The following is an 11598-nucleotide window of genomic DNA, read 5'->3' as shown; positions in this document are numbered from 1 at the left end:
CGTAACGTCGTGGCATGACGCCGCAAGCCACGTCACTACCGCCGCTGCACATGCGCCGCACCGATTTCAACCCCATTCCCGAGCTGGGTGAGATCCGCGAGAACGAGGGTGTGCGCACCGTCGTCAACGCTTTCGGTATGCCGGTGTACCTGGTGACCCGCCACGAGGACGTCAAAGCCGTGCTGGCCGATCCCGAGCGCTTCTCCAACGAGCGGCCAACCGGGTTCGTCGTGCCCGGCGCTCCTGCCGTCGACGCAGAGGAACAGAGGGCAGCGCAATCCGGCAACCTGCTGGGCCTCGACCCACCGCGGCACACCCGGCTGCGCCGCATGCTGACCGGGGAATTCACCGCCCGCCGGATGAAACGCCTGGAACCACGCATCGTCGAACTGGTCGAAAGGCAGCTCGATGCCATGGAGAAGGCCGGGCCGCCAAGCGATCTCGTGGCCGACTTCGCGTTGCCCATCCCGTCGCTGGTGATCTGCGAACTGCTCGGGGTGCCCTATGACGACCGCGAGGACTTCCAGCACCGCTCGGCCCGCCAGCTCGATCTGTCGATCCCGTTCGAGGAGCGGATCGAGTTGCAACGCACGGGCCGCGCCTACATGCACACACTGGTCACCGGCGCCCGTCGCGCCCCCGGAGACGACATGCTGGGCATGCTGGTGCGCGAGCACGGCGACGAGCTCACCGATGACGAACTGGTGGGCATCTGCAGTCTGCTTCTCCTCGCCGGACACGAGACCACCTCCAACATGCTCAGCCTGGGCACACTGGCGCTGCTGCGGCATCCGGACCAGCTGGCCGCTGTGCGTGACGATCCCGCCGCGGTGGGCCCGGCCGTCGAAGAACTGCTGCGCTGGTTGTCGATCGTGCACTCCGGCATTCCACGCATCACCACCACTGAGGTCGAGCTCGCCGGTGTGCAGATCCCCAAACACCAGCTGGTGTTCGTATCGCTGCCCTCGGGCAATCGCGACCCAGGCTTCATCGACAGACCCGAAACCCTCGACATCAGCCGAGGAGCCATGGGCCACTTGGCTTTCGGCCACGGCGTGCACCATTGCCTGGGTGCACCGCTGGCCCGGATGGAGATGCGTTTCGCCTTCCCGGCGCTGCTGCGACGGTTTCCCACACTGCGGCTGGCCGAGCCGTTCGACGAGGTGGCCTTCCGGTCATTCCACTTCATCTACGGCTTGCAGTCACTGGAGGTGGCGTGGTGAGAGTCCTGGCTGACCGTGAGGTGTGCATCGGCGCCGGAGTGTGCGTGATGAGCACCGAGGCGGTGTTCGATCAAGACGACGACGGCCTGGTGGTGGTGCTGACCGCCGACGTCCCCGCCGGCGAAGAGGACAACGCGCGCAAGGCCGTGCAGCTGTGCCCGTCGGGAGCACTGGCCATCGCGGACTAGGCGCCCGGCTCCTCGCGATGCAGATCGATCAGTCCGGCCCGCTTCAGCGCCATCACGCTGACGATCAGCACCCAGACGGGGAACGTCAGCGTCATCCACATCGACAGCTCGCTGGCCACCAACAACGTCAGCGCCAACACGTAGGTGAGCGCCACCAGCCACCGTGACACCAATCCGGTCTTGAGCCAGATGGTGGCCAGCGAGATCATGAACACGCCGGCCATCCGCAGCGCATACGTCTTGGACAAGGTCATCAGCAGCGTCTGCCCGAACGTACCCACCTCGTCCAGGTTCGCAGTCCGGCTGGCCACCAGGGCCACACCCACCGCCGACGCCACGAAGATCATCGCCAGGAACAGCAGACCGCTGCCCAGGAACACCGAGGCGAAGAACTTGTCCTCGAACTTGCCCAGCCCGTCGCGCACCACCCCGATGAACCACAGGAAGCAGATACCGGCGAACGGCATCAGCAGCGCCGCCAGCCGCAGCCTGTCTTCGGATCCTTCCACCCATTGCGAGCCGGGTCGGGCGCCCTCGGGCAGCGCGGTGTGTATCAGCGTGATGGCCGCACCGAACAACACCGCGAACAGTACGCCGGCCAGGCCGGCGGCCTTCGGGGTCGACAGCCGCCGCAGAGTGCGCTCAGAACGTGGGGTGCTCACCGGCTCATGGTGCCGCTGAAACCGCGCCCCGTGCGGGATTGGCGCGAAATTCCCGCGTCAGGGTTGACCGGCCAGCAACCGGATCATCAGGCCGTTGGCTTCGGCGAGCAGATTGCCCTCGGGGTCGCGTAGTTCGGCGTTGGTGAACGCCTTGCGGCCCTCGGCCTGGCGAATCCAGCCCGTGGCCGTCAAGGTGGTGTCGATCGGGGTGACCTTGCGGTACTCGACATGCAGGAACGCGGTGCGGCTGATCGGCCGGCCCGCAGCGTGGATCACCATGCCGAACACCGAATCGAACAGCAGCGGCAGCACACCGCCGTGCACGGCATAGTTGCCGCCCACGTGGTAGCGGCTGAACTCGACCGCCAGTTCCACACCGTCGGGCTCGAAGCGGGTGACCCGGTACGGCGGCATCAGCAGGCTGCCCGCGCCGGGCAGTTCGACCACGCGGTTGGCCGGGCCCACCCCTTCGCCGGCCTCGAACGGTTCCAGCAGCTCGACCAGGGCTTCCACCCGGTCAGCGGCGTCGTCCCAGGTGTCCGGACCGGGGTCGGCGGACACGGCCAGGTCCTGCAACCGTCGCATCGACGTCAGGAACCTGCCGAACCCGGGGCCCGGCTTGGCAGGTTCGAAGACCGGGAACCCGCCGTGATGCTCGTACTCAGGATCTTGATCCGTCACGGACGCGGAGCCAGGATGTCGCGCCGCACGATGGTCTGATCGCGGCCGGGTCCCACGCCGATGCACGAAACGTGCGCTCCGGCAAGCTCTTCGAGCCGCAGCACGTAGTCACGCGCCTTCGCCGGCAGGTCGTCGAACGACCGCGCGCCGGAGATGTCTTCCCACCAGCCGGGCAGTTCCTCGTAGATCGGCTCGGCCTTGGCGATGTCGCTCTGTGTCATCGGCATCTCGTCGGTGCGCTTGCCGTTGACGGTGTACCCGACGCAGATCGGCACGGTCTCGAGGCTGGAGAGCACGTCGAGCTTGGTCAGGAAGTAGTCGGTGATGCCGTTGACGCGGGTGGCGTAGCGCGCGATCACGGCGTCGAACCAGCCGCAGCGACGCGCGCGTCCGGTGGTCACACCCACTTCGCCGCCGGTCTTGGACAGGTAGGCGCCGTACTCGTCGAACAGCTCCGTCGGGAACGGGCCCGAGCCGACCCGGGTGGTGTAGGCCTTCAGGATGCCCAGCACCGTGGTGATACGGGTGGGTCCGATGCCGGAGCCGACGGCGGCGCCGCCCGAGGTCGGGTTGGAGGAGGTGACGAACGGATAGGTGCCGTGGTCGACGTCGAGCAGCGTGCCCTGCGAACCTTCCAGCAACACCGTCTCGCCCTGCTCCAGCGCCTGGTTCAGCAGCAGGCGCGAATCAGCGATGCGGTGCTTGAAGCCTTCGGCCTGCTCCAACAGTTGTTGCACCACCTCGTCGGCGTTCAGTGCCTTGCGGTTGTAGATCTTGACCAGGATCTGGTTCTTCAGCTCCAGCGAGGCCTCGATCTTCTGCGCCAGCAGCGCCGGATCGAGCACGTCGGCCACCCGGATACCGATGCGGGCGATCTTGTCCTGGTAACAGGGGCCGATACCGCGGCCGGTGGTGCCGATCTTCTTGCTGCCCATGTAGCGCTCGGTCACCTTGTCGATGGCCACGTGGTACGGCATCAGCAGGTGTGCGTCGGCGGAGATCAGCAGCCGCGAGGTGTCGACGTTGCGCTCCTCGAGGCCGGACAGCTCCGTGAGCAGCACACCGGGGTCGACGACCACGCCGTTGCCGATCACGTTGGTGACCCCCGGCGTGAGGATCCCCGAGGGGATCAGATGGAGTGCGAAGTTCTCGCCGGTGGGCAACACCACGGTGTGCCCGGCGTTGTTCCCACCTTGATAGCGCACAACCCACTGCACGCGACCACCGAGAAGATCGGTGGCTTTACCTTTGCCCTCGTCGCCCCACTGGGCGCCGATCAGGACGATTGCCGGCATGAAAAGATCTCCCGCTTGGCTCGCAGCTTATTGTGTTCCAGCCGGTGAGCTACCTTATCCGAACTTCGGCCCGCCCATCTCCGAGGAGCGACTTTGCCCGCCTCACCGACCGTCGTGCTGCGCTTCGGAAGCCGGACAGTGCCCCGGGCAGTGGCAGCTCTCCCCCGGGTGGACGTGACCGAGCCGACCGACGTGGACACTGCTGTCGACGGCGTATCGCGGGTGGTGGTGCTGGGTTCGAACGCTGATCTGGCAACCGTTCTGACCCGGTTGCTGCGCCGGGAACAGCTGGGAGTCGAAGTGGCTCACCTGACTGGACGGCGCGGCGCACGACGAGCGACAACGGCTGCAGCACAACGCGTTCCGCTGATCCGGGATGAGACCGGACAGGTGATCGTGGGCCGCGCGGTTTGGCAGCCGGCCAACGCGGACGGGCTCCTCGAAGGTGAGGGCATCGTCGATGACACCGTGCTGTTCGACGGCGCGGTCGCCGGCGTCGAGGTGGAGCCGACGGCCGTCATGCCCGGGCTGCGGGCACGAGTGCTGGGTACCGGCTGGCGATCGGGGCCATGGGTCAGCGGACGCGCCGCCCAGTTGGGCACGCCGGGGGTGATCGTGGTGCGCGACGGCGTGCCCGCCTCCCGTCCCGCTCGCCGGTCGACGTTCTACCGGCACATCGAGGGCTGGTTGCGCGTCTAGGTAACGTCAATTCACGTGAGCATTCGCCCCGTGGGCCAGTCGGTGCGCCCCAGCCCGGTCTTCCTGGCGATCGTCGCCGCCACCGTCGTGGGCGGTGTGCTGGCGTGGCTGGCCGCGGAATCGGTGACCCTACTGGCCTACGCCGGGGTGTTCCTGTTCGTCATCGCAGGATGGGTGGTGTCGCTGTGCCTGCACGAGTTCGGGCACGCCTTCACCGCGTGGCGATACGGCGATCACGACGTGGCGGTACGCGGCTACCTGACGCTGAATCCGTTGAAGTACTCCAGTCCCCTGCTGTCACTGGGGCTGCCGCTGCTGTTCATCGCGCTGGGCGGGATCGGCCTGCCCGGAGGCGCGGTGTACGTCCGGACGTCGAACATGTCACCGCGTCAGCGCACCATGGTGAGCCTGGCGGGGCCGCTGGCCAACGTGGTGCTGGCGGTGGTGCTGCTGACGCTGACGCGGCTGTTCTACGACTCGGCGCACGGAGTGTTCTGGTCGGGCGTGGCATTCCTGGGCTTCCTGCAGGTCACGGCCGTGCTGCTGAATCTGCTGCCGATCCCGGGTCTGGACGGCTACGGGGCGCTGGAGCCGCATCTGAGCTACGACACCCAGCGGGCCCTGGACCGCTTCAAGCCGTGGGGCTTCCTGATCCTGCTGCTGTTGCTGATCGCACCGGAACTCAACCAGTGGTTCTTCGGCGGGGTGTACTGGCTCTACGAATTGTCCGGGGTGCCGGGCCACCTGTCGTCGATCGGCGGTCAGCTCACCCGGTTCTGGTCAGCCTGGCTCTGAAGTGCGGGTCCGACGGCACGCCGGGGCGGAATCAGACCCCTCGGCGGGCTCACACGACCCCCTCTACCGTGCCGCCCGTTCTTGCAGATACCACCCTGGCGCGCCGTCAGACCAAACAAACATACAGGCGTGTATGTAAGTGCGCCAGTCAACCGGGCTTTTGTCAGCGGGCACTCTGGGCCAGCGCCCAGTCGGCGACATCGGGATCGACGATGCGACGCAGGTTGGCGCTGGCACGCTCCCAGCGTCGCCGCGCTCGGCTGGGATCACTGTCCACGAAACTCGAGATGAGGATTCCGCGCAACGCGTCCATCGCCGTGTAGACGAAATCGGCCATCGATCGATGTATCCCCTCGGGGGCGAACTCCGCGATGACCGACAGCAACGTGGTGGTGGCTACGGATTCGAACTTTGCCACCTCACGGCCCAACTCGGTGTCGGTGCGACCGGCCACCCACAGTTCGACGATGGGAATGAAGATGGGAGCGCTGTGGATATCCCAGAGCAACTCCAGAATCGCGTCGATCACGTCGTCGGCCGAGGCGAAATCCAGTGAGAAGCGCGCCACCTCGGTGGAGATCCGCTTGGCCGTCAGGTGCTGCAACGCGGCCAGCATCAGATCATCTTTGGAGCCGAAATGGTGGACCTGCGCACCGCGGGTCACGCCGGCCAGCTCAGCGACGCGCGGCGTGGTGGTGCCGCTGTAGCCATAGCGCAGCAGGCATTCGATGGTGGCGTCGAGCAGGCGGGTCCGGGTTTCGGCGCTGCGCTCTTCCTGGCTGCGCCGCCGTGCCGGCTGCCTGATCACGGCTCCACAATACATTTGTCTGTGTATGTAAGTAGGGCTCCATAATCCGGGCTGCACCCATGGTTGCAACACATGCATGGATGCGCATATATTGCTGGCATGGGTGCCGGACACGACCACAGTCATGGCGGTGACACACGAGTCAGTCGCATGCTGATCGCCGCCGCGATCTTGAGCGTGTTCTTCATCGTCGAGTTGGTCACCGCGCTGCTGATCAACTCGATCGCCCTGCTGGCCGACGCCGGACACATGCTGACCGACCTGGTGGCGATGTTCATGGGCCTGACCGCGGTGCTGCTGGCGCGGCGCGGGTCCACCTCACCGGCCCGCACCTACGGCTGGCACCGCGCCGAGGTGTTCACCGCGGTCGCCAACGCCGTGCTCCTGCTGGGTGTCGCGGCCTTCATCCTCTACGAAGCGTTCGAGCGCCTGGACTCGGCGCCGGCAGTGCCCGGCGTCCCCCTGATCGTGGTCGCGCTGGCCGGACTGATCGCCAACGCGGTGGTGGTGTTCCTGCTGCGCGGCGATTCCGAGAAGAGCCTTGCCGTCAAAGGCGCCTACATGGAAGTGGTCGCCGATACGGTCGGCAGCATCGGCGTCCTGATCGCCGGCGTCGTCACCGTCACCACCGGCTGGCCGTACGCCGACGTCGTCGTCGCCGTCCTGGTGGCCCTGTGGGTGCTGCCGCGGGCTTTCTCGCTCGCCCGGTCCGCGCTGCGGATCCTCTCGGAGAGCTCCCCCCACCACATCGACGTCGACGAACTCCGCCGGGCGCTCGGCGCGGTGCCGGGTGTCACCGAAGTCCACGACCTGCACGTGTGGACGCTGGTCCCCGGCAGGGACATGGCCACCGCGCACCTGACCAGCACCGCCGACTCCGCGCGGGTACTCGGCGACGCCAAGGCCGTCCTCGCCGCCCGTGGGCTGGCCCATGCCACCGTCCAGGTGGAACCGCCCGGGTGCACCGACGACTGCCAGAGCCCGGCCGAGCCCGAATCCGAGCACGGCCACACCCACTAGAGGCGCTCAGCCGAGGCCGAGTTCCTTTCGGGCCTGCGGATCGCAGTCGTCGAGCAGATCCAGGCAGCGCGCGTACTCGGGTGTCTCACCGATGGCGTCGGCGGCGCGCGCCAGTGCCGCGACACACCGCAGGAAGCCCTGGTTCGGCTCGTGCGAGAACGGCACCGGGCCGAAACCCTTCCAACCGTTGCGGCGCAACTGGTCGAGTCCGCGGTGATAACCGGTACGCGCATAGGCGTAAGCCGTGATCGCCTTGTCCTCGTCGAGCGCCTGCTCGGCCAACGCCGCCCAGGCCACCGAGGCCGACGGATGCGCCGCCGCCACGATCGCCGGGTTCTCGCCGGCCGCCAGATCCCCCTCCGCCTCGATATCACCGGGCAGAAGCACCGGTTCCGGTCCCAGAAGATCACCCATCCGCGTCATGGCGACTATTGTGCCGTGCTGGGCGGGAGTGGGGATGCGGCGGCTGGCGCTGCCCGTGGGCACTAGTCTCGAACACGCACAGCCACGCCACACGGGAGGACCTCAGATCCATGTCAGACCCCTCAGGGCCGGACCAGGACGCCGAATCGAAGGTCCCCGCCGACGATCACCCGCACGACGCCGACACCGAGAGTTCGCAGGCTCATGACGAGCCGGCCACCGAGGTGTTCGCCGTTCCGGATCAGCATCCGGAGACCGACAAGACCGAACCGGCCATCACCCCGGGCGAGCGCCGCTTCACCGCGCCCTCGGGAATGGACGCCGGCTCCACGCAGATCATCGGCCGCGCCCCCGAACCGGCCACGGAGATCATGTCCGTCCCGGGTGGGGCTACCGATCCCGCGTTCGCGCCGCCGATGATGCCGCCGCCCGGGTCGCCCCCACGGCCGGCGGCCCCGCAGGCCATTCCGCCGCGCTCCGACCAGCCCAAGATTCCCGGCCGCAAGCGCAGCTGGGGGTGGGTGGTCGCGGTGATCCTGGTGATCGCCGCCCTGGCGGCAGTGGCCATCCTGGGCACCGTGCTGCTCACCCGTGGCGAGGATGCGTCCGCCACTCAGGAAGACAAGGTCCGCGAAACCATCCAGAGCTTCGACACCGCCATCCAGAACGGCGATCTGTCCACACTGCGCAACGTCACCTGCGGCGAAACCGCCGACAGCTACACCAGGTACGACGATCAGCAGTGGTCGGACACCCACGCCCGGGTGGCCGCAGCCAAGCAGTATCCCGTGGTGGCCAGCATCGACCAGGTGGTCGTCAACGGGGACCACGCCGAGGCCAACGTCACCAGCTTCATGGCCTATGACCCCTCCACGCGGTCGACGCGCAGCTTCGACCTGGAGTTCCGCGACGAGCAGTGGAAGATCTGCCAGTCCCCGCAGTAATTCCTGTGATTTCGGCGCGCTGGTAACCGCTCAGCGGTTACCAGCGCGCCGAAATCCCTCTAAGCCGTGACGCTCTTGCCTGCGCTGTGCAGGTCGTTGCAGGCCTCGACGACGCGCTCGGACATCGACGCCTCAGCCTTCTTGAGGTAGCTGCGCGGATCGTAGACCTTCTTGTTGCCGACCTCGCCGTCGATCTTCAGCACACCGTCGTAGTTGGAGAACATGTGACCGGCGAGCGGGCGGGTGAAGGCGTACTGGGTGTCGGTGTCGACGTTCATCTTCACCACGCCGTACCGCAGCGAGTCCTCGATCTCCGATTTCAGCGAGCCCGAGCCGCCGTGGAACACGAAGTCGAAAGGCTTGGATCCCTCGGCCAGCCCGAGCTTGGCGACGGCCACCTTCTGGCCCTGGTCGAGCACCTCGGGACGCAGTTTGACGTTGCCCGGCTTGTAGACGCCGTGCACGTTGCCGAATGTCGCGGCCAGCAGGTACTTGCCGTGCTCGCCGACACCGAGTGCGTCGATGGTCTTCTCGAAGTCCTCGGCGGTGGTGTAGAGCTTGTCGTTGATCTCGGCTTCGACGCCGTCCTCCTCGCCGCCGACCACGCCGATCTCGATTTCGAGGATGATCTTGGCCTCGGCCGACAGCTTCAGCAGTTCCTTGGCGATCTCGAGGTTCTCGTCGATCGGCACGGCCGAGCCGTCCCACATGTGCGACTGGAACAGCGGGTTGGCGCCCTTGGAGACCCGCTCGGCCGAGATGGCCAGCAGCGGACGGACGTAGGTGTCCAGCTTGTCCTTGGGGCAGTGGTCGGTGTGCAGCGCGACGGTGATCGGGTACTTGTCAGCGACGACATGGGCGAACTCGGCAAGTGCCACCGCGCCGGTCACCATGTCCTTGACACCGAGGCCGGAGCCGAATTCGGCGCCACCGGTGGAGAACTGGATGATGCCGTCGCTACCCGCGTCGGCGAAGCCCTTCAAAGCGGCATTGATGGTTTCCGAGGACGTGCAGTTGATGGCCGGGAACGCGTACGAGTTCTCCTTGGCGCGGCCCAGCATCTCGGCGTAGACCTCGGGCGTGGCGATCGGCATGTGCGGACTCCTCCTGGCGTGCTGGCATGGCTTCTCGGCGTGTTACGTGCGTCCTAAGCAGTATCTCAATAGGCGCCACCCCACAGCAGCGCGGACCGGGTCAACCAGGTCCCGCCGGTACTCTGGTCGCCGTGACCGTGCTGGCCTCGACCGAAACCGTGACCCATCTGGCCCTGTTACCAGGGTTTCTGGAGCCGGTGACCCTGCTCAACTCCTTCGGCAACTGGACGCTGGCGGGGCTGCTGTTGGTGGTCTTCATCGAGTCGGGTCTGCTGTTCCCGCTGCTGCCGGGTGACTCCCTGCTGTTCACCGCGGGCCTGGTGGCCGCCGGCGGTTCCGAGGAGGTCCCGGCGTTCGCCCCGCTGTGGGTGCTGATGCTGACCATCCCCGTGGCGGCCGTCCTGGGTGATCAGGTGGGGTACTGGATCGGCAAGAGCGGCGGAGAACGGCTGTTCAAGGAAGACGCCAAGCTGTTCAAGAGGAGCTACATCGACGAAGCCCACGACTTCTTCGACAGGCACGGCCCGGCGATGATCTTCCTGGCCCGGTTCGTGCCGATCGTGCGCACCTACGCGCCGCTGGTGGCGGGCGCGGCGAACATGAAGTACTCCACGTTCATCAAGTGGAACGTCCTCGGCGGCATCATCTGGGGCGCCGGCTTGACGCTGCTCGGCTACCTGCTGGGGCAGATCAGCATCATCCGGGACAACGTCGACTTCATCTTCATCGCGATCGTGCTGGTGTCGATCATCCCGATCGTGATGGAAGTCGTGAAGCGCTCCCGCGGCCGGTCCGCCGGAACCAAGGAACCGGCCCCGGAGCAGCCTTAGGCACTCGCCGGTTGCAGCACCTCGGCCAGCTGCCGCAACGACTCACGCGGGTCGGCCACCGGACTGTCGCCGAGCACCTGCACCACCACGTGGTCGGCTCCCGCATCCAAGTGCGCGGTGATCTTCGCGGCCGCATCCTCCACTGAACCCAATCCCACGACGGCGCGGGCCAGCCGTTCAGACCCACCTCGAACCAGATCGGATTCGTCGAACCCCTGACGCAGCCAGGAGTTCCGGTAGTTCGGCAGCCCGCTGTACACGTTGAGATGCTGGTGGGCGTACTGCAGTTGCTGCTCATCGCTGCCACCGACGACGACGGCCTGCTCGGAGACGATCCACTTGTCCGGACCCAGGATCGAGCGGGTGGTCGCGGTCTGCTCCGGGGTCACCAGGTAGGGATGAGCGCCGTCGGCGAGCTCACCGGACAACTCGATCATCTTCGGGCCCAGCGCGGCCAGCAGCCGGACAGGGCGGCCGGAGCCCGGCTCGATCTGCTCGGGCAGGGCAGCCATCCGCTCCAGATAACCGCGCATGGTGGCAAGCGGCTTGCTGTAGGAACCGCCCATACCGTGTTCGACCAGCGGCCCGTGGCTGACCCCCAGTCCGAGCACAAAACGGCCCGGGTACAGCCCGGTGATGGTGCGTGCCCCCGCTTCGGCGGCGGACGCCAGCCGGATGTGGATGTTGGCGATCCCGGTGCCGATCACCAGACGCTTGGTGGCGGCCAGGAAGGCCATCGACTGGGTGAGGCATTCCTTGCCCACCGTCTCGGGCAGGAACAGCGAGCCGTAGCCCAGGTCCTCGATCTCGCGGGCCACGTCCTGGGCGTCGCTCATCGCCCAGGTGTCGCTGGCCCACCAGACCCCGACCCGGGAGGGGAAATCGATCCGTGCGCGCTCGCTGCTGGTCATGCGTCTCCCTGATTCCTGACAGGTG

At 66.9% G+C, this 11598-nt stretch carries 14 protein-coding genes; 7 read left to right on the top strand and 7 right to left on the bottom strand.

Translation table 11 applies throughout. The annotated features are described in order from the left end of the window. Nucleotides 1-14 precede the first annotated feature (14 nt). The gene (locus AC3A6P_RS23080; RefSeq protein WP_487694157.1) at nt 15-1223 is read left to right on the top strand and encodes a cytochrome P450; all 1209 of its coding nucleotides are present in this window, start codon (nt 15-17) and stop codon (nt 1221-1223) included. Continuing rightward, complete coding sequence (locus AC3A6P_RS23075) at nt 1220-1411, top strand: ferredoxin (protein WP_487694156.1); 192 nt, start codon at nt 1220-1222, stop codon at nt 1409-1411. The genes AC3A6P_RS23080 and AC3A6P_RS23075 overlap by 4 nt, the downstream gene beginning before the upstream one ends. On the opposite strand, the gene AC3A6P_RS23070 is transcribed toward AC3A6P_RS23075, so the two are convergent. Genes AC3A6P_RS23070 through AC3A6P_RS23060 form a run of 3 tightly spaced genes read right to left on the bottom strand, consistent with a single transcriptional unit; the run spans nt 1408 to nt 4049 of the window. Further along, nucleotides 1408-2073: a hypothetical protein gene (locus AC3A6P_RS23070; RefSeq protein WP_487694155.1), complete on the bottom strand. Its 666-nt coding sequence runs from the start codon at nt 2071-2073 to the stop codon at nt 1408-1410. The two genes, AC3A6P_RS23075 and AC3A6P_RS23070, sit on opposite strands and share 4 nt — an antisense overlap. 57 nt (nt 2074-2130) lie before the next feature. Next, nucleotides 2131-2754, bottom strand: a complete 624-nt coding sequence (locus tag AC3A6P_RS23065) for a PaaI family thioesterase (protein ID WP_487694154.1) — start codon at nt 2752-2754, stop codon at nt 2131-2133. After that, nucleotides 2751-4049 carry an adenylosuccinate synthase gene (locus AC3A6P_RS23060; RefSeq protein ID WP_487694153.1) on the bottom strand — a complete coding sequence of 433 codons (1299 nt, stop codon included), beginning with the start codon at nt 4047-4049 and terminating at the stop codon, nt 2751-2753. The genes AC3A6P_RS23065 and AC3A6P_RS23060 overlap by 4 nt, the downstream gene beginning before the upstream one ends. Nucleotides 4050-4142: 93 nt before the next feature. Here AC3A6P_RS23060 and AC3A6P_RS23055 point away from each other — a divergent pair, with 93 nt between their 5' ends. Both AC3A6P_RS23055 and AC3A6P_RS23050 read left to right on the top strand, forming a co-directional pair. Continuing rightward, nucleotides 4143-4748 carry a peptidase M50 gene (locus AC3A6P_RS23055; protein ID WP_487694151.1) on the top strand — a complete coding sequence of 202 codons (606 nt, stop codon included), beginning with the start codon at nt 4143-4145 and terminating at the stop codon, nt 4746-4748. Nucleotides 4749-4763: 15 nt separating this feature from the next. Beyond that, on the top strand, nt 4764-5543 hold the full coding sequence (locus AC3A6P_RS23050; RefSeq protein WP_487694150.1) for a site-2 protease family protein: 780 nt from the start codon (nt 4764-4766) through the stop codon (nt 5541-5543). Nucleotides 5544-5706: 163 nt separating this feature from the next. Here AC3A6P_RS23050 and AC3A6P_RS23045 read toward each other — a convergent pair whose 3' ends face one another. Next, nucleotides 5707-6351, bottom strand: coding sequence for a TetR/AcrR family transcriptional regulator (locus tag AC3A6P_RS23045; RefSeq protein ID WP_487694149.1), 645 nt, complete (start codon nt 6349-6351; stop codon nt 5707-5709). A gap of 99 nt (nt 6352-6450) precedes the next feature. On the opposite strand from AC3A6P_RS23045, the gene AC3A6P_RS23040 reads away from it, so the two are divergent. After that, complete coding sequence (locus AC3A6P_RS23040; RefSeq protein ID WP_487694148.1) at nt 6451-7371, top strand: cation diffusion facilitator family transporter; 921 nt, start codon at nt 6451-6453, stop codon at nt 7369-7371. Between the two features lie 6 nt (nt 7372-7377). On the opposite strand, the gene AC3A6P_RS23035 is transcribed toward AC3A6P_RS23040, so the two are convergent. After that, nucleotides 7378-7794 carry a DUF3151 domain-containing protein gene (locus AC3A6P_RS23035; RefSeq protein ID WP_487694147.1) on the bottom strand — a complete coding sequence of 139 codons (417 nt, stop codon included), beginning with the start codon at nt 7792-7794 and terminating at the stop codon, nt 7378-7380. Nucleotides 7795-7904: 110 nt separating this feature from the next. Here AC3A6P_RS23035 and AC3A6P_RS23030 point away from each other — a divergent pair, with 110 nt between their 5' ends. Beyond that, nucleotides 7905-8738, top strand: a complete 834-nt coding sequence (locus AC3A6P_RS23030; RefSeq protein ID WP_487694146.1) for an Rv0361 family membrane protein — start codon at nt 7905-7907, stop codon at nt 8736-8738. Between the two features lie 59 nt (nt 8739-8797). On the opposite strand, the gene fbaA is transcribed toward AC3A6P_RS23030, so the two are convergent. After that, nucleotides 8798-9832: a class II fructose-bisphosphate aldolase gene (gene fbaA, locus AC3A6P_RS23025; protein ID WP_487694145.1), complete on the bottom strand. Its 1035-nt coding sequence runs from the start codon at nt 9830-9832 to the stop codon at nt 8798-8800. A gap of 131 nt (nt 9833-9963) precedes the next feature. Between fbaA and AC3A6P_RS23020 the strand changes: the two genes are divergently transcribed. Further along, nucleotides 9964-10662, top strand: a complete 699-nt coding sequence (locus AC3A6P_RS23020; RefSeq protein ID WP_487694144.1) for a VTT domain-containing protein — start codon at nt 9964-9966, stop codon at nt 10660-10662. Here the strand turns inward: AC3A6P_RS23020 and AC3A6P_RS23015 are convergent. Further along, complete coding sequence (locus tag AC3A6P_RS23015; protein WP_487694143.1) at nt 10659-11573, bottom strand: LLM class F420-dependent oxidoreductase; 915 nt, start codon at nt 11571-11573, stop codon at nt 10659-10661. The genes AC3A6P_RS23020 and AC3A6P_RS23015 overlap by 4 nt on opposite strands. Nucleotides 11574-11598 lie beyond the last annotated feature (25 nt).

It is taken from the genome of Mycobacterium sp. Soil_C_30, assembly GCF_057656995.1.
Note: the sequence above shows the minus strand (reverse complement) of the source record. Positions and strands in the feature narration are given on the sequence as shown.